Annotated in this window: 11 protein-coding genes; 7 read left to right on the forward strand and 4 right to left on the reverse strand. The window is 33.3% G+C overall.

Annotation, left to right across the window (positions count from 1 at the left end; all coding sequences use genetic code 11):
• The first annotated feature begins 635 nt into the window (after window positions 1-635).
• Window positions 636-791, forward strand: coding sequence for a hypothetical protein (locus tag ETSB_RS09885; RefSeq protein WP_171816393.1), 156 nt, complete (start codon window positions 636-638; stop codon window positions 789-791).
• A gap of 1459 nt (window positions 792-2250) precedes the next feature.
• Here ETSB_RS09885 and rnhA read toward each other — a convergent pair.
• Both rnhA and ETSB_RS03375 read right to left on the reverse strand, forming a co-directional pair.
• Complete coding sequence (gene rnhA / locus ETSB_RS03370; RefSeq protein WP_044106291.1) at window positions 2251-2727, reverse strand: ribonuclease HI; 477 nt, start codon at window positions 2725-2727, stop codon at window positions 2251-2253.
• Window positions 2728-2817: 90 nt separating this feature from the next.
• A complete protein-coding gene (locus ETSB_RS03375; protein WP_084220181.1) occupies window positions 2818-4335 on the reverse strand; it encodes an ammonium transporter in 1518 nt (505 codons plus the stop codon).
• Window positions 4336-4646: 311 nt separating this feature from the next.
• Between ETSB_RS03375 and ribD the strand changes: the two genes are divergently transcribed.
• From ribD to ETSB_RS03395, 5 genes are all read left to right on the forward strand, one after another.
• Window positions 4647-5729, forward strand: coding sequence for a bifunctional diaminohydroxyphosphoribosylaminopyrimidine deaminase/5-amino-6-(5-phosphoribosylamino)uracil reductase RibD (gene ribD / locus ETSB_RS03380; RefSeq protein ID WP_044106292.1), 1083 nt, complete (start codon window positions 4647-4649; stop codon window positions 5727-5729).
• A gap of 1328 nt (window positions 5730-7057) precedes the next feature.
• A complete protein-coding gene (gene rpmG / locus ETSB_RS09180; protein WP_084220182.1) occupies window positions 7058-7252 on the forward strand; it encodes a 50S ribosomal protein L33 in 195 nt (64 codons plus the stop codon).
• 42 nt (window positions 7253-7294) lie between these two features.
• Window positions 7295-7510, forward strand: coding sequence for a 30S ribosomal protein S18 (gene rpsR / locus ETSB_RS03385; protein WP_044106293.1), 216 nt, complete (start codon window positions 7295-7297; stop codon window positions 7508-7510).
• Window positions 7511-7807: 297 nt separating this feature from the next.
• On the forward strand, window positions 7808-9823 hold the full coding sequence (locus ETSB_RS03390; RefSeq protein WP_044107596.1) for a ribonuclease catalytic domain-containing protein: 2016 nt from the start codon (window positions 7808-7810) through the stop codon (window positions 9821-9823).
• A gap of 1323 nt (window positions 9824-11146) precedes the next feature.
• Window positions 11147-11800, forward strand: coding sequence for a DUF3386 domain-containing protein (locus ETSB_RS03395; RefSeq protein ID WP_044106295.1), 654 nt, complete (start codon window positions 11147-11149; stop codon window positions 11798-11800).
• 1442 nt (window positions 11801-13242) lie between these two features.
• On the opposite strand, the gene ETSB_RS03400 is transcribed toward ETSB_RS03395, so the two are convergent.
• The gene (locus ETSB_RS03400; protein ID WP_044106296.1) at window positions 13243-13500 is read right to left on the reverse strand and encodes a hypothetical protein; all 258 of its coding nucleotides are present in this window, start codon (window positions 13498-13500) and stop codon (window positions 13243-13245) included.
• A 2295-nt stretch (window positions 13501-15795) separates the two neighbouring features.
• Between ETSB_RS03400 and hemC the strand changes: the two genes are divergently transcribed.
• On the forward strand, window positions 15796-16758 hold the full coding sequence (gene hemC, locus ETSB_RS03410) for a hydroxymethylbilane synthase (protein ID WP_044106300.1): 963 nt from the start codon (window positions 15796-15798) through the stop codon (window positions 16756-16758).
• Between the two features lie 108 nt (window positions 16759-16866).
• Here the strand turns inward: hemC and hemF are convergent, their stop codons facing one another.
• A complete protein-coding gene (hemF, locus tag ETSB_RS03415) occupies window positions 16867-17901 on the reverse strand; it encodes an oxygen-dependent coproporphyrinogen oxidase (RefSeq protein ID WP_044106301.1) in 1035 nt (344 codons plus the stop codon).
• Between the last annotated feature and the right edge of the window lie 1200 nt (window positions 17902-19101).

Genomic DNA, 19101 nt, shown 5'->3' on the forward strand with positions numbered 1-19101 from the left:
TTTAGTTGAAGAATGCTTGTAAATCAAATATTAACCCTTTTACAAGGAGGTGTTAACAGCGCACAACTTGTCTAAACATACTGAATATAGGTGTGTTACATTGAAACGAAAGTTCAATTTATCTAATAAAAAGAGTTGGTCTAAGTACTTTTACTTTGTTAGTAAACATTTAGTAATTGTTAGGATACTCATCCTTACCTAAATTTTAGATCTAAAAAGTATAACTAATACAAATTTTATAAACTTGTAAAAAATTGTTAAATAATAATATTCCCAGTTCTAATTAATCATTAGATATAAAAAATAGATCAATAAAAAGTAGACAAAAAATAGGTAATTAATATAAAAATATATACACTTAATTCTAAAAAATCTAGCATAAATTTTAACTAAAATGTTACGATTTTCTTGTAAAAATAATGTGATAACAAAGACTATACCCTAAATAATCATTAGATCCGTTTTTAAACGTTTTCGAGATTCAGTTAAGTGAAAAAGTTGAAATAAATAAGACATGATAAGCAATCAACAGACTAATATCATCATTATTGGATTAGGATTATGTTTGATTTTCCAGCAAACATTATTTTTGTTAAGGTAACTAAAAGTCTATATACTCGAAAAATTTATCCTCTATGCCAAATTTGGCAATAATCTTTTTCAGACTATCCTATTACTGTTTATTAGTAGTGGTTGCAGGAGGGGTTTCTTTATTACTAGCTACTGTGTTAATGTATTTTGTTGATGAACCTAAAACCTCAGAAAAGACATCTATAAAAGTAGAAATTTGATCTCCTTCCTAAGATTTAGGATCTCAAATTTTACTCCTTGTTTACAATTATCTATTTATGAAGAGGCAACTTCAGAACGGTGTAAAGGAAATTTTAGGTAAAGTTACATAATTCAACCGAAGTTTCTCTACCTTTCCTAAGCTTCTAACCGTCTTAAATCACTTATTTTAGGACTGTAATGGAGTATATCTACAAAAGATATTAGATACTACATCATTTAAAAAACCAATTTATCTTAATACTATATATATCCTTAAACAACGTAAGTTAAACTAAATATAAAAAAATATTGTTCCTCTCAATATATAAGTTAAAATACGAAATAATTGACGATAATATAAAATATTAATCGAAAATAATTAGGACTACAATGGCTTTCAAAAGCTAACAGAAAACAAGGACAGCCTACGCTTTAATTCCGAATCGAGAGAAAGGCTTTGAAGTAAATTCAGTATAAGTTATCAGATTGAACACTTGAGACATCAAAGTGTTCAATCTGATGGCAGTTTTCAATTGAGTAGCTTACAATAACAATACTGTAGAAACTCAATTAATTACGTCTTCATCAGTTCTTAAATTAATAACTTCATTGATAGACTAATTGAATTTTATGAAATTTTTGAGTTAGCAAATATTCTTCTATTTTTGTCCAACAGGTTTTAATAAAGTTTAAATCAGGACAATAATAAAATACAACTTTTACTTTTTACTTCTATATATTCCATCAGGTTTATATTTTTCGTAGCTTCATAAATTTTAAAAATATTCCTAATTGCATAGACTTTTGGCTAGCTACTTCTATAGTAGAAGTACTTTCCCTATCGAAGTAAAAACAGCTTTTATATTTATACATTTTTTATATTAAAAAATTTATAAAAACCTGGTATAAAGATAGATTGAATTAATATAATATTTTTGCCTACTTTCCTTCAAAGAAGACTTACTAAATTGAGTTTAATTAGTCAGTCTAACTAACTTTTGAACAAAATATATCCTTTGAATATAAATGTTTGCCTTAAATATAGTTTTAGACAGAGTTAGGATAATCCATATTTCTTGGAGTTCACTTTCAAGCTAGTACGTGGTTTTTTCCAATTAAATAACGATATTTATTTAACTAGATAAGAAATAGATAATAAAAAAATTTTCTGTCATGAGAAAGAATCTGCTAGTGTATAAAGTTCTTTAAAGGTGCAATGTCTTGATACAGGAAAAGTAATTGCAACAGCGATAATTTTTTTATAAACAGAGATAATCTCTTTTTTCTTGAAAAAGGTTTGTAAATTGAGGAACTAAATGACAATACAACAATACTCAAATCTTTGATAGAAGTAATTTTACTCAAAAGATACTATTGAGACTATATTCTATATCCATGGTACTATACCTCAATAAATACCACTTTTAGTTAGATTAGAATAGAGCTGCTTCCCCATCTTTCTACAACTTTTTATCAAACTCAAGTTTCATAAACATCATCAGAGGGTAAATTAGGTTGTTGAGAAGCTTCAACCGCGAGGTAATCGCAATATTCATTTTCTGGGTTTCCTGCATGACCTTTAACCCAAACAAAATCAACCTGATGCTTCTCGCATAAGTCTAGTAATTGTTGCCAAAGATCGGGGTTTTTAGCGGATTCTTTCTTGTTGCGCTTCCAACTGTTGTCCCGCCATTTTTTCGCCCATCCTTTAACGATAGCATCAACTAAGTAGCGAGAGTCAGTATAAAGAGTAACATCACATTTTATGTTAAGAGTTTCTAGCCCAACAATTGCCGCCATCATTTCCATACGATTATTGGTAGTTAAACGAAAGCCTCCTGATAATTTTTTTCGGTATTCGTTATAAATCAAAAGGGTTCCATAGCCCCCTGCACCAGGATTTCCCGAACAAGCTCCATCCGTGTAAATTAAAACTTTTTTGAGAGAATTATTCATAACTTAACCACTTCTTCTATTAATTGACTAAAAAAAATCCGTTAAGATGGACGTAGTTGATACTTTTTTTAGGAAAGATTTAGATTAAACTTAAGAATCTGTATCGACATCAACGTTACTAAGAGTAATGCTTTGTCTATCACTAAAACTATCGGATTCTTTCACGAAACCATGATAAGCTTCCATGCCATGTTCACCTATATCTAGTCCGTTTATTTCCTCTTCTTGAGTAATACGGGTGCCCAAAGTGACCTCAAGAACTATCCAAACTACGCCACTGAAAATGACAGTAAAGACTCCAATGGAAATAATACCAACAATTTGATTAATTAATTGACCAATACCACCGCCATAAAAAAGACCCACTTTTGTGTCAAAAAAACCAACTGCTAAAGTCCCCCAAATTCCGTTGACTAGATGAACAGAAATAGCCCCAACAGGATCATCAATTTTCACAACAGAGTCAAAGAAATCAACAGAGTAGACGACAATCACTCCGGCGATTGCTCCTATAACAACAGCTCCGAAATAGGAAACCCCATCACAACCGGCAGTAATTCCTACTAAACCGGAAAGAATACCATTGATAATCATAGGAAGATCGGGCTTTTTGTTCTTAAACCAAACGACTAAAGTGGCTGCTATACCACCACTAGCAGCAGCTAGGTTAGTGGTAACAGCGATATAAGGAACCATTTCATCGGCTGATAATTGAGAACCTGAGTTAAACCCAAACCAGCCAATCCAAAGAATGAGACAGCCCAAGGTAGCAATACTCATATTGTGGCCAGGAATAGTTTGAGGACGACCATAGACATACTTACCCATTCGAGGACCAAGAATAGCAGCCCCAACCAAACCAGCCCAACCTCCGACGGAGTGAACCACTGTAGAACCGGCAAAGTCTTTGAAGTTACCTAACCAACCACCTCCCCAAACCCAGTGGCCAGTGACAGAATAAGAGACTGCTACTAACAATAGACTAAAAATTAAAAAGTCAATAGATTTAATCCGTTCAGCCACAGCTCCTGAAACAATAGTAGCGGTAGTTATGGCAAATGCGGCTTGAAACAAAAAGGCAACTGAAATAGGCAGTCCAGTCGGAAACGGATCAAGTCCATAAGTTGCAGGATTATCACTACTTAAAAACCAACCACCACCTCCAATAATGGGGTTGTCAGGACTACCAAACATCAAAGAAAATCCGATTGCCCAATAAGCGAGGATTGATAAGGCTAAGACAATCAAATTTTTTGAGAGGATGTTGACGGCATTTTTCCGACGACAGAAACCTGTTTCGAGCATCCCGAAACCTGCATTCATGCCAATGACCAAAATGGCGGCAATTAACACCCAAATAGCATTGAGGGTTCCCTGAAGGGTTGCTATATTAGTATTGATGTTTTCAATAGCAATTCCAGTAGTTTCTGCATCTTGTGCGGCTATTGCTCCATGCCAAATAATGACAATAATGGCAGTCAAGGGGATACAAGCCAGCCAGTAGGGAGAAAAAAGATGGGCAGTAGACTTAAATAATTTCCCATAGGACATATCCCATAAACAAGGAAAAGTCTTAGAAACGGCTTTAATCGTTCTCATTGATCGCATTTTAGTTAATATTCGATGAGAGGTTTCATTGAGTTAAATTGACTCTATCCATGTCGGACATGATAGCGAGATTATTCAATAAAATCAGCAAATGTTTGTGTGTTATGACTGCTCGCCTTGTTTTTGTCCTTAATTTTATTGTCTAAACTATAAACATAACCGACAAATCCTTCTAACATAGCAGATTAGAGTTATATCAACCTAAATTGACTGTTAGTATAGTAATACCTAAAAGGGGATTGCTATATTAACAGTCAATTTAGGCTTGGTACATCTCAAAGTTTTTATAATTTTTTGACTCTAACGAAATCATGAATCAGTTAGACTTTGACCGAAAAATAATGCAACGATGTTTACAATTAGCCCAGCAAGGGTTAGGACAAACTTCTCCTAATCCTTTAGTAGGATCAGTAATTGTCCAAAATTGGAAAATAGTAGGTGAAGGTTTTCATCCCAAAGCTGGATCTTCTCACGCCGAGATTTTGGCCCTACAAAATGCGCAGGAAAAAGCAAAAGAAGCGACAGTTTATGTTAACCTCGAGCCCTGCAATCATTATGGTCGGACTCCTCCCTGTACAGAGGCTTTGATTAAAGCAGGGGTTAAGAAAGTAGTTATCGGTATGGTTGACCCTAATCCTTTAGTTTCAGGAAAAGGGATCGAAAAACTCAAACAAAGTGGAATTGAGGTGGTGATTGGAGTAGAAGAAGCCGCATGTCGTCAGTTAAATGAAGCCTTTATTCATCGTGTTTTATATCAAAAACCCTTGGGGATTTTAAAGTATGCTATGACCCTTGATGGTAAAATCGCTGCGACTACAGGTCATAGTACTTGGGTAACGGGAAAATCATCGCGTCGTTTAGTCCATCAAGTTAGAGCAGCTTGTGACGCAGTAGTAGTTGGTGGCAATACAGTTCGACAAGATAACCCTAATTTAACTACCCATCAGGTGGGAGGGTCTAATCCTTTACGGGTGGTAATGAGTCGTAGTCTTGATTTACCTCTTCAAGCAAATCTTTGGCAAACAGATATTGCCCCTACGTTAGTCTTTACAGAAATAAATAGTAATCCCATGTTTCAAGAAAAATTAAGTCATCAAGGGATTGAAGTAATAGAATTAACTTCCTTGACTCCATTAGAGGTGATGAAAGTTCTTTATCAAAAGGAAATATCCAGTGTTTTATGGGAATGTGGGGAAACATTAGCAGCACATGCGATCGCTGATGGGGTGATTCAAAAAATTATGGCTTTTATTGCTCCTAAAATTATTGGCGGTTTAACATCTCCTTCACCCATAGGAGAGTTAGGATTGAAACAGATGACTGAAGCGTTAGAAATACAAAAAATTACTTTAAGTCAAATTGATCAAGATATTTTAGTTGAAGGATATTTATAAATTGTTAATCGATAACTTAGCATTATAGCTCTTGTGAACTGAGTATGATCAGTTAATAACTTCCAAAACTTTTATTCCGGCTATATTCTATGATGTTGTTATAGCCAGTTTCAAAGGAACATGGTGATTTAATTGGGTTCAAATTGGTCGAGTTTGTTAGGAAACTTATTTGTACAAGACCGGTCAACTAGGACTAGGAAAATAGGTTGACTGCTTAAGTCCATACTTGTCAATACTAAGGCAGTGATTTTAGATGTAATTTAAATTGGTTAAAAATGACTTGTAAATAACATTGGTAATGTATAGTTAATAACTATACCTAAATTAATTATTAAAATTATCTCTCTTAATTAACTTAATGAATGGCGCAACAAAGATGTTAAGTTTAAGCTATATCAACCTCATTGAGTTCAGAATTAATATTTTATAGCTGAAATAATAGTTGATTAGTTTTAAATAATGAATGAGCAATCCCAAAAAAGTTTAAAAAAATTTAAATTAATTTAATCAATGGAACTGCGTATTATAGTTAGGCACTTAATAAAGTCTGATAACGTTATTAAACGATACTACTGTCTACAGTGATATTATTATATTATTTTTTACTGCTAATTCTTTCAAAATTTTATTCACTATTGTCTTTTCTGAACAAATTTAACTTAGTTAAATAAATAATTAAAGAAAAAAATACTAAGGATAGCAATTAGAAGTAATTCTAGATAAAGGAATGTTTGGTTAAGTTCAACAGGTTAAAGGTTAACAATTGGGACTATAGTTTCTTTCCATAAGGTTCTCTTGTCGTTGAGCAAACCGTACAGCGGAGATACCGCCAATGGAGAAGACTGTAGAAACAGCTAACACATGAACGGACAGCAATCTTACGGTGAAATGGTGTTTTTCTGAATTTAGCTATCAACAGCCTCACAAAGCTTAGATGTTTTCAGTTATTAAACTTGTTTGAGAATTAACTCCCCTAATAGGGCAGTCAAAAGTACTTTTTTGTTAACAAAATATATAGGGTTTACTCATAAACACAAGCTACCTTGGCTCTTTATATCCACATTTGTGCAGGTATACTCCTTTCTGAAAAATTATGGGAAAGCTCTCCGTAAAATTTATTGCGCTTTGACTGGTAACCGAAGGATAGAAGTGTGGAGAAACATAACTTAAATAGGGACTGGACCATATTTGTTCCCCTACGAGTAGGTTGTTAAAAATACTTGATTAAAAATCTCCTCTTCACCCTTGGCAAATTTGGAATTAATATGAGATAATGTACATTTATATGTTAAAATAAGTAATTACCCATTTGCTAAGTAAGATAGACTATGGCCGCTAAAAAAGGAGTACGTATCGTCATTACCTTGGAGTGTACTGAGTGTCGGACAAACACAGAAAAACGCTCATCAGGGGTTTCTCGCTATACTACAAGCAAGAATCGCCGTAACACCACAGCGAGAATGGAAATTAAAAAGTTCTGTCCCCATTGTAATACTCACACCATACATAAGGAAATCAAATAGTCATCGGTCGTCGTAAAGTCTGTAAACAATTAAACCAAACATATGAGTTACTATCGTAAGCGTCTTTCTCCCATACCTCCGAGTCAACCCATTGACTATAAAGACACAGAACTCCTAAGAAAGTTCATCACAGAACGGGGGAAAATTTTACCCCGACGGATTACAGGGTTGACAGCCAAACAACAACGGGACTTAACGACTTCTGTGAAAAGAGCTAGACTTATTGCTTTGTTACCTTTCGTAAACAAAGAAGCATAAGTTAAGATTGAAGCTATCACTCAAAACCTTATGACTTAAGCAAGAGATGGAGTAAGAATTGGTCTTCGTTCTACTAAATGAAGTCGGTCAACTTGAGGAAGTGAACTGGAGTGGAAGTAAGCATAACAAAAAAGTTTAAGAGATTCTACCACAGGTAAGAACTATCGGTAATTCCGTTAATGTTAACTCTGAGATTAAAAGTCACACATGATCTAAAACCGTCAAGCTAGACTCAATAGTAAAAAGACGGGACTCCTAAATCAAGGAGGAATGTTAATAGTTAAGGCAGCAAAGCGGGTGGAAAAAGGAAAACTCATTGAATTTAGGGTACAGGGAGAACGTCGTATTGCAGTCGTTGACCGCCCAGAAGGAAAAAAAGATTGGATGGTCATTGATGTTGAAGGTCAATCCCATAAAATTCGACCTCAACGGGTAGAATATGAGATAAATGGAAGTTCCTACACAATTAAAGATATTCCCCAGTTTTTACAAGAAGTTGAACCCTACCTTGACCCCTCTAGTTTAGAAGTGGCTTGGGAGTTGCTAGTAGAAAATGGACAGGGGGTGACTCCTTCTGAAATGGCGCAATTGCTGTTTTCTGAAGCTTCTCCAGCTCACTGTTATGCAGCTCACAGTTTATTGTGTGACGATAAAATTTACTTTAAGAAAAAAGGGGCTAGTTACGAGCCGAGAACCAGTGGTCAAGTTGAAGAAATCAAACATCAACTAGAGGTTAAACAGCAACGTCAGCAAGAAAAAGAAGTATTTTTAACTAACATAGAAAAAGCTCTGGCAGGGCAAGAGATTGATTGGGCAGAAAGCGATCATAATCGTTTGGAATTGTTAGAACGCTTAGTTTTACAGCCGGAACAAGCCAATCGTAATTCTCAAGAAATTTTAGATGAAATTGGACGACCTCCTACTCCAGAAGCGGCTTTTAAGTTGTTAGTAGAATTAGGATGGTGGAGTCGTAACGAAAACCTATTTCTGCGGCGTAGTTCTTATCCAATTCAATTTTCTAGAAAGGTACTTGACGTGGTGCAATTCTATTTAGAAAACCCTCCTCCTGATCGAGACAGTAATCGCCTTGATTTAACCCATCTCAAAGTCTATACCATCGATGATGAAAGTACTGAAGAAATTGACGACGGGTTGAGTGTGGAATTCTTAGGGGATGATCAGATCAAACTCTGGATTCATATCGCCGATCCAACTCGTCTAGTGACCCCAGGAGACGAATTAGATTTGGAAGCGCGAAGACGAAGTACCACCCTCTATTTACCTACGGGTATGATTTCTATGTTTCCGATAGAATTGGCAACTGGCCCAATGAGTTTACGCCAGGGTAAAATCTGTCCGGCCTTAAGTTTTGGCGTAATTTTAGATGATAAAGGAGCAGTTCTTGATTATTCGATCCACGCCAGTTTAATTAAACCAACCTATCGCCTTACATATCATGATGTAGATGAGATGTTTCACTTAGCTATTAAAGCTGAACCAGAGATCCCTATCCTGGCTGACGCTTCCAAGCAGCGACATCGATGGCGGAAGTCTCAAGGATCGATTACTATCAAGATGCCAGAGGCAGTTATTAAAGTTAAATCCGAAGATGATATTGTAATCGAACTGATTGATAGTTCAAGAGCAAGACAATTAGTCGCAGAAATGATGATTTTAGCCGGGGAAGTGGCTGGACGTTATTGTCAAGAACACAGTTTACCAGTTCCGTTTAGAGGACAGCCTCAACCAGAATTACCCCCAGAAGAAGAATTACTCTTATTACCTCCAGGACCTGTGAGAGCTTGTGCTTTGCGCCGTTGTATGCCTCGTAGTGAGATCGGAACTTTACCTAATAGACATGCAAGTCTAGGTTTAAATACTTATACTCAAGTGACCTCGCCCATTCGCCGTTATACGGATTTGTTAACTCATTTTCAACTTAAGGCACATTTACGGGGCGAGCCTTTTCCATTTCCCCTTGATGTTATGCAACAGATTATTTATAGCGTGACTTTATCAGCGCAAGAGGCGACGTTAGTAGAACGACAAACTAATCGTTATTGGGGATTAGAGTTTTTGCGACGTAATGCTGATCAAATTTGGCAAGGAGTAGTTTTGCGTTGGTTGCGAGAAGATGAAAATTTAGGAATCTTGTTACTCGAAGAATTAGGATTAGAATTGCCTCACCGCTTTGAAAGGGCTGTATCTTTGGGTGATCGCTTGTTGGTTCAGGTTAGTCGTTCTGATCCTCATCGTGATGAGATTCGCTTTCGAGAGATGCCTAAACACGAAGTCCAATCAAGTATGATTTAAAATTAGTGCAATAGGTCAATTTGATCTTTCTATAGGAGATTTGTTCAAGTGCTAGAAGTATATGATTTATTCTTATTTTCTTTTATATTATCAAATATTTTTATAGAAAAAATCGTCATAAATTAGTTATTTAATTACCTCTCATATTCTTGTTTGTTTTAGTCTAATTTCTTTATTTTTAACTAAAATATTTAAACTTTCTCTTGGATACAGAAATTATTTTTTAGTTAGATTAGTTGTAATATCTAGATTTTTCTATAAAAATAACTAAAAAAATATAATAATAGTTACATCAGTTTTAAATTAAAAATTAACAAGCTTATAAAGCTTAAAACCTCAAATGAAGGTGTAAGCTAAAGTAAACCATAAGCGTAAACAATAAAAGACAAAAGAATCTGTTATATTTATAAAATATTCGCTAATTGATGGTAGGGAAAATCAAAAATTGATTGAAATATTAGCTAACAGGTTTAAAATTTCCAGATTTTAAATAGTTGTTAAATCGGTAATATACTCTCAAAAAAAATTGATTGATGTAAAATGATAATAAAAAAATATTTGCTGTTCCTAATTTTTAGGATAGAAAAACAAAATTTGGTAATGAAAAATTAAATTATAGCAACAAGTCAAATATTTTGGATGGTTTTATGAATCAGTATTTATCTCAGCTTGATGAGAACAAATCCAGTGATGACTCAGGGAACCATAGTTTAAACTTTAACCGCTGGCAGATAGGTAAGAGAAAGAATTCTCACCACCTTGACTCACATTTAACTAAAGGTAAACATTTAAGGAAGCTAAAGAAAAAGTGGGTAGTGAAATTGCTGAAATTGCGCAACTTACAATGACTCCAAACTATTGGACCTCAATTATAACCTAATTACAAATATTAGGATAATCAGCAAATATAGGGTATTTGGAAATAAATAATGTGATTGTTTTTGACCAAAGAATAAGTGGGGACATAATTTAGAGAAAACGGTGAAATCAGGGGTGACTTATCATTGATGGAGTTAGTTCTACGTACATCGAATTAGCGATCTCGGTGGTTCAAAAAGAAGTCTTCTCTCAAGCTACAGAAAACTCATAGCAACAAGTATAAGTCGTTTCAGAAGTCCTGAACTAGACTGCCAAGTAATCGCTAGGATTAGGATTGATGAAACTAATATTCCCCATTCTAGATTATTGCAAACTGAATAGCGCTAAACAAGAGCCTCTGATGCTAATATGCCAATGATTTTGGAAAAACAGAACGTAAGAGCTTCTGTTACTCTAAAAATAGCCACTAACCATTCAACTAACTAACTGTTTAGGAAACATCAAATGACAAGTTACACAACAACGATTACCGAAGCCAGAGAATTATTTCGTGCTGCCTATGACAATCGCTATACTTGGGATATAAATTTTCCAGGGTATGCAGCAAATGTGATTTATAAACGAAAAGATAAGATTTTTACTGGTCAAGTTCGAGTTAATCAGAATCTCAGTGCTGAGGTTTTAAATGTTGATGAACTTGAAATCAAAAAAGAACTTCATCATCAACTGTGGGAAATTGCTATTCACCGTATTCGTCGAGCCTTTGAAGACACTCACGGACAGAATACCTTTACGTATGGGGAAACAGATGATACTGGTGCGGTAGAACTCTTTGTCGGTGGTAAGTCAGAAGGAGATAGCTACAAAGTTCGTAACAATGAAGTGTGTTATGTTCGTCGTCATATTCATAGCGTAGTCGTTACTATCAATACCTTTAGTAGCCATAATACAGGAGAAGGCTATTTGTCTCACCGTTATGATTCTGTTTACCACGATTCTAAAACTGGAGAACTTAAAGGTGAAATAAATAATTTCGAGGATAATTATGAAAAAGTAGGGAGGTATTATATTCTTGCCAGTCGTATTATCCAAACTAGAGAACAAAGAGAAATAACAACCGAAGTATTTAACTTTTATAATATTCAGTTATTAAACTGATAATAACTGGATTTGTATCCTTAACTTTAATATCACGATAGATATATATTATAGAAACCAACCTTAGCACTGATGGCTAAGGTTGGGAGTTTATGAGAAATACCAAAATTTTTAGTGCTAATATAAATGCAATATAGCACTAGATAAATACATAAAAACTTGAGTATTTCCAAAAAATACGTAGGTAAATTAAAATAAGTCTAAATATAAAAACGCAGTCACAAAAAAGTTATTACTATCTCTTGTTTATCTTACAATTTTTATTTTTAATTAATATTAATTATTATACTTCTTTAATCTCTTTTTAGAATAAATTTTTTCTATAAAGTGCCAGCAAAATCAAAAGAGATCACTCGAATATTTGATTATTTTTTGATGATTATAAAATTTTTTATTGTTCTCTATCTATTTTATTTACAAACTTATACTACATAAGTATCTTTAATAGAAGAGAGTTACGTAAAATAAAAGCTTATAAAATTAATAAAAAATATTTAAAGATAAATATGCTTTGGACAATAACGTTAAATAAAAAATTTTAGAAAAACAATATTAACTTAATCCTAGGGTTTTAAATATAAAGATACAAGATGATTTTTTATATTTAAATTATAATTAACTACTACTCCTTAGTTTGTTTCAAAAACAATAGTATAAAAACCACCTATAAAAATAATTATTTTTATAGGTGGTTTTTTCAGCAAATAAATTTTTGATTACTATCTTAACTTACTCTAATATAGATAATTTTTTATAAAAAACTTAATTAATATTGTCTAACTTAAGGTTTCATTTTTTTCAACAGGGACTTTATTTTCCCGTAACTGAGTGATGAGAAATACTTTGAATACCTCTATAGCCTAGCATAGCTGTTCCTCTTTTAATAGAATGAGTAGCCCGCAATATTTAATTAACCAGTTCTCGATCTTCAACAACAAAAGATGGTTTTTATATTCCTAATTTAAGGATTTATAAAATATTCCCTAGTTCATCCAATGAAGTAACCTAGTATTTTTTGTTAATCTATAATAGTTTCTTTATTAACGCACAACAAAAATGGTCACAGTTAATGCATGTAACCAATCAATGAAGCCTATAATCCCAATATTACCGCATTTCTAAAAACTTGCTATAGATTATCTGGGACTCTCTGTTTCCTTCTAGTTCCAAACGGTGATTTAGATTCAAACAAATAATATGAGGGGTGAATGGCTACTCACCCCTCATATTATCAATCAGCAGTAATGGCAAAAACTGAACAGGAAATATTAAAAGTTTAAATGATTTCCTTTCAGATTATGCTATCACACTACCTATTTAAAATCAGAAAATAGAGAAAGACTAACATATCCTTTTGTAAAACTATCAACTGTTTCCTGTTGACTAATTATCTAGCCGATAAGGCCATAACTCAAAAAGGTTGCTTACTTTTGCGATTTAGCTTAGGAAAAGAACCCTGGGACCCTTCCAGCCGATGCAGCGCCATCTTTCTGAGAAAGGATCACGGCACTGATTTGATCGCTCATCACAGCGATTTTCTTCTCCGTTTGTTTTTCACAAGTTAATTCAATTAATTCAGGAGTTAGGGAGCGCATAGCAGAGATAATTTTCTCATATAGAGAGTCTGCATCTTTTGTCTCTTTACGCTGGACGGAAATAGGTATAGACGTATATTTCAGGGTCAGTTCAATGCTAATCATGAATGCTCTTAACTACAGAGGTATCCTTTTGATTATCTGACAGAATTTATCTTTCTTTCCAGAACCAACAGCTAAGGAGAAATCTTCATATTTTATTAATACTCTAGATCGAAAGCTATGGTGCTTTATTCCGGAGGGGTGTAACTCAAGAAAAGTAGAAATTTCTCACAATTCTCTGAGTATTATAAACTTAGGCGTCTTCAAAACAGAAGTTGAGATAACTCTTTAACATTGTTTTTAATAAGGATCTGGAGATTGATTTATGTAATAATTATTGCAGTTAGACGCGTCGAGAGAATAGTTTAAAACTTTCCGTCTAGTCAACATTCATCTTTACAACCCCATTGCTTTCTCTGTTCCTATCACGGTATTCGTCAGTGTGTTCTTGATGTATTCTTTGGAACTGTCTAGCTAGTTATTTGCCCTTAGTTTTAGCTTACCTGGGATTCTCTGCCTTATTCTCTTTCTTTAAGGGTTCCACAACTTGACTCTTAACCTCTTCCATTATGATAGAAGTCGTTGAGTTATAGATAGTGGGTTATTGTGTGCCATTCACGGTGCGACTTTCGAAAACATTACTGTTTGAAATGTAAAACAAGTGAATTCTTCACTTTGTATTATCATAGACCCAGTCTCAATCACTTTATCCAGATTATGCTTCTTCATGCTATCTATTCCTGTAAATAGACTTCGGATGAGTTTTTTGGACATCCTTGGTCCGACTTTAAACATTCTGTTTCTCAAGAATTGCGAGCAGCAGAACACCTCTAGTTTAAGAGACTCTGCACCAGAATATTTTGTTAAATGAAGCTCTATGAGCTTAAATAGCCCCTCAAAACCAAACCTAACAAAACTTTATATTCCCTAAGGAAGTCCTACTTTGTAGTGATACTCTTTAATCGTAAGACCTGAAGAAGGATGGATAACTAAAGCCTTCTTCGTTAGGGTTTTCTCGAGTAAATCGTAGCTCCTAAGAGTGCTATTTTTTAATTAATGTTAAAAACAGGAATTTAAATATTATTAAATTGTAACAGCCCAGAAAACCCCTGGTATTATAGAACTTATTATGTGTAATTAATTAGGATTATTTTATATATTTTTTTATGACAAATAATGTTTTGTATATAAAATTTGATTTATTTTTTATTTTTAAATAAATCTGTTTGCCTTTTATTTAATCATGACATATTTTTTCTTTTTAACTAGTATTTATAAGCTATCTATATTCTTATTTTATTTGTTTTAGATTACTGAATTGAGCATTAACTTATTTTATTGCATTGAATATGCCTGCTAATACTATAACTTGTAGCAAAAATTTATTTAAAATAGATAATATACTTTCTAGATATTTAGATTTAATTTTAAAATTTCAATAATAATTACCTTCTCTTTAATATTAAATATTGTACTATTTTTTCTGGCTATCTTATAAGTAATTAATTTTCTTTTTTGTCTAAGTTTATTTAGATCATATGATGATTTTTTTGTTGTTTCATTATTATTATTTTTTTATCTGCAACTATTAATGTAGATCAATAGAATTTTTTCTGTTTCTTGTTCACTTACTTTATTTCTTTTGATTACATTCTTTGTATCACTAATTGAGATATTTTTAATATTTTCTATATTAAATACTTTAATATATATTTTTTTGCTCTTATATTAATGTACATATACATTAATTATACTCCATTTAAAAACTACTAATTATTAGATAAACTGTTTTCTCCATACAAGTTAAATCTCTAATAGTTAACTAATTAACTTACTTAAGTTGTCTAGTTATTTAACTCCTATGAATATAGGCTTTTACTGGTTATGGTTTTTATGAAATAAATTATTTATGGTTTATTTAAACCATGATGATATTTAATCTATCTAGAAAATATTTTTTACAAAACAGAAGAGCCTTAAAATATATTAAATTTTTTAAAAATTTGCTTAAACAGTAATTTGAGTATTTATCATTTTACCTATTTTAAAATAAGAAGAATATATTTTATTTTTTTTAAAAATTCCGTTAATTGATAGAAAGAATAAAAATACAGAAATGATCTTAATCACAAAATAATAAATACTTCGATAAGATTGGGACTATATTTTATGTCTGAAGTATTATCAAATATCAGTAAATATCGCTTACAGCATAGAGCTCCTACTTCCTTTTTCTTTCCTTACGTTCCGTCACTTAAGTACTTCTGTATAGATCAATGTCTTGTGTATAATTAGTTACTTGAGTACAGCAGATAGGACAAACAACCGCTTTACACCTCACCTAAATTAACAAAATCTATGGCTGTTTTTATACCAGATCGCCCCATCCGTATCGGTTCGCGTAAAAGTCAGTTAGCTTTAGTACAAACCTATTGGGTTCAAAAAGAACTGCAAAGTTACTATCCTGAACGCCAATTTGACGTGGCAACCATGAATACTCAAGGCGATAAAATTCTCGATATTCCCCTGGCTAAAATTGGTGATAAAGGTCTATTTACCAAGGAATTAGAAGTAGCCATGGAGCAAAATCAAGTTGATTTTGCCGTGCATTCTCTCAAAGACCTCCCTACTAATCTACCAGATGGTTTAATGTTAGGGTGTGTTACTGAAAGAATTGATCCGGCTGATGCGATTGTTTTTAATAAAAAGCATCAGGAGAAACAATTAGAGACTTTACCCGAAGGGGCAATTATTGGTACTTCTTCCTTACGTCGTTTAGTCCAACTGCGCTGTCATTTTCCCAATTTAACCTTTAAAGAGGTGCGAGGTAATGTTAATACTCGCCTTAGAAAACTTGATGAGGGAGAATACGATGCGATTGTTCTAGCTGTAGCAGGTTTACAGCGTTTAGATATGTGTGATCGCGTCCATCAAGTCATTAAGAAAGAGATTTGCCTTCATGCTGTAGGACAGGGAGCTTTAGGGCTCGAATGTCGTGAAAGAGATGAAGAGATCCTAGAAATACTCAAAGTATTAGAACACGAACCGACCCGAGATCGCTGTTATGCTGAACGAGCATTTTTACGAGAACTAGAAGGCGGTTGTCAGGTTCCGATTGGTGTGAATACAACTATCGAAGGAGATACCCTAACTTTAACGGGAATGGTGGCTAGTCCCGATGGTCAAATCCTAATTAAAGACACTATTAGTGGACAAAGAAAGTTTGCAGAGCAAATAGGACTAGATTTAGCTAAATGTTTACGAGATGCCGGTGCAGATCAAATATTAGCAGAAATTTTTGCTCAAATTGAACGAGGATAGGGCTGAATAAGGATAAATTTTATTTGCAAGTGATAGGCTAACACGTATTCTAAAATTTAGGTTAATCATTTTGACTACTTCTGTTTAACCTAACTCTTGTGCTGACTTTTAACATTGATGCCAATTCGCCCAATCTTGAGGTTTCAAGAAAGTGTCACGTAACTCAAATTCAGGAGTATTCGGTTCAGGAGAATAACAATATTCCCAACGTACTAATGGCGGCAAAGACATGAGAATTGATTCAGTCCGTCCGTTGGTTTGTAACCCAAAAATAGTCCCGCGATCATAGACTAAATTAAACTCTACATATCGTCCCCGTCGATATAATTGGAATTGCCTTTCCCTGTTTCCATATTCTGTATTGCGTCGCTTTTCCACGATCGGAACATAGGCTGGAAAAAAAGCCTGCCCACAGCTATTAACAAAAGCAAAAAGGTCTTCCCAAGTGCGGGGTTCTAAAGGAAGCAGTTGGTTGCTGTGAAGGGACGCTGCTTTGTCAGTGTAAGGACCGCGGTATAAAGAAGTTAAGCCATCTTGATAATCGAAGAAAATGCCACCGACTCCGCGCATTTCTTGCCTATGCTTAAGATAAAAATATTCATCACACCAAGGTTTAAAGACAGCGTAATATTCTGGATGATGTTTATCACAAGCTTCTTTAAGGGTACGGTGAAAATGGGCAACATCTTCAGCAAAAGGATAATAAGGGGTTAAATCAATCCCCCCCCCAAACCACCACACGGGACCAGCTTCAAAATAACGACAATTGAGGTGAATAGTCGGAATATAGGGATTACAGGGATGGAGAACCATAGAGGTCCCCGTAGCATAAAAACCATGCTCTTCAGTCTCTGGTCGTTGTATCAAAATAGACGGAGGTAACTGTTGCCCCCAGACTTCTGAGAAGTTTACTCCACCCTGTTCGAACACACCACCATCACGAAGAACACGGGAACGCCCTCCTCCTCCTTCTTCTCGTTGCCAACCATATTCACGGAATTTACTTTGACCATCAACTTCTTCAAGTTTGGCACAGATTTCATCTTGAAGATTTTTCATAAACTGACTAACCTTTTTCTGTGCATCTTCAGGAGGAAGGGAAGCTCTTTTTAGAGGGCTTGAGTCTGTTGTTAAGGAGGTCATAGTATTTATGGTTTAGTTTGTTATACTTCATGCCTTGATTGAGAAACGTCCTAAGAGACAATTGGGTAAATACAGCAGGAATCTATTCCTTAGGTTATGATCTGTTTAACTTTTTTGTTACAGCCTTAGAACATTATATAAGGACGATTCAAGTTACTATTAATTAATTAATAGCAACTTGTTAGGAGCATTAAGCTAGTCATTGACAATGTATCTTAATAGTTAATTAAGACTAGTGTTTGTTGGATGCAACAATGATCGACGGTGGCTATATTCCAGAGGATATTTGAAGTATTTTAACTTTAGACAATTTTTGATACTTTTCGAAAGGGTTAGAAAACGATAGAAAATTAATTTATTTTATTGATCTGGTATTTAGTATCTTGTTCAAGGAAGAGAAAATGAGTATTTTTTAAAAAAAAAATTCCAAAAATAATAAATTTATTGATATTAAATATTTTAAATTATTTTTGTAAAATCAGGAGTTAGTTATCGCAAGTGTAAATATTTTTATCAGTTTTTTTATGATGGTATTTAAAGCTTATAGATATCTTGCTATATATGTTGTGATTAATTTTCAAAAAATATCTCTCTAGAAGAATAGAGAGTAAGATAACTAACTACATTAAATTTTAAAAAAGTAATTCTAATATGCTTAATTTTTTAGGTGTTAAACAAAAAATACTTAAACTTTAAATTTTAAAAATAACTGATTATACTCATACTTACACAAAATAATTTATTTATCAAATTTTAGAGTGTTATGTCTTCACAAACAAGAACATATGTCAAAGGCAATTTAATATTTAAAGAATTCGATTATAGAAGATATTATTGTTGAAAATTTATAATTCAATACTATCAAAAAATATATATATATGACATATTTTATAAATAAAATATTTTAAATATTAAAACCTCAAATAACTTAAAAGTTATTTGAGGTTTTAATATTTTGCTTGTTATCAACAATATAGTGAAATAAGTCCATGTTAATATTTAGCAGATTTCTACTATACTAGAGCTAGGTAGAGCCCCAACATTATACTTGACTTCTCTATTTCAAGAGGTTAGGCAGAATTTATAGATAATATTTTGTATCGGTTTTAAATTATCGCTTATAATTTTGACAAAATTATAAGCGATAGTTAAATAAATATTTTAGAGAATTGATTTAGCTAAATTGAACCTAGGAGATAT

This window comes from cyanobacterium endosymbiont of Epithemia turgida isolate EtSB Lake Yunoko (assembly GCF_000829235.1).
Taxonomy (GTDB): domain Bacteria; phylum Cyanobacteriota; class Cyanobacteriia; order Cyanobacteriales; family Microcystaceae; genus Rippkaea.

What these genes read in the sequence shown, in the direction of transcription:
- ETSB_RS09885 (WP_171816393.1), top strand. Translation starts at nt 636, where the DNA reads ATGCCAAATTTGGCAATAATCTTTTTCAGACTATCCTATTACTGTTTA.
- rnhA (WP_044106291.1), bottom strand. Translation starts at nt 2,727, where the DNA reads ATGAATAATTCTCTCAAAAAAGTTTTAATTTACACGGATGGAGCTTGT.
- ETSB_RS03375 (WP_084220181.1), bottom strand. Translation starts at nt 4,335, where the DNA reads ATGCGATCAATGAGAACGATTAAAGCCGTTTCTAAGACTTTTCCTTGT.
- ribD (WP_044106292.1), top strand. Translation starts at nt 4,647, where the DNA reads ATGAATCAGTTAGACTTTGACCGAAAAATAATGCAACGATGTTTACAA.
- rpmG (WP_084220182.1), top strand. Translation starts at nt 7,058, where the DNA reads ATGGCCGCTAAAAAAGGAGTACGTATCGTCATTACCTTGGAGTGTACT.
- rpsR (WP_044106293.1), top strand. Translation starts at nt 7,295, where the DNA reads ATGAGTTACTATCGTAAGCGTCTTTCTCCCATACCTCCGAGTCAACCC.
- ETSB_RS03395 (WP_044106295.1), top strand. Translation starts at nt 11,147, where the DNA reads ATGACAAGTTACACAACAACGATTACCGAAGCCAGAGAATTATTTCGT.
- ETSB_RS03400 (WP_044106296.1), bottom strand. Translation starts at nt 13,500, where the DNA reads ATGATTAGCATTGAACTGACCCTGAAATATACGTCTATACCTATTTCC.
- hemC (WP_044106300.1), top strand. Translation starts at nt 15,796, where the DNA reads ATGGCTGTTTTTATACCAGATCGCCCCATCCGTATCGGTTCGCGTAAA.
- hemF (WP_044106301.1), bottom strand. Translation starts at nt 17,901, where the DNA reads ATGACCTCCTTAACAACAGACTCAAGCCCTCTAAAAAGAGCTTCCCTT.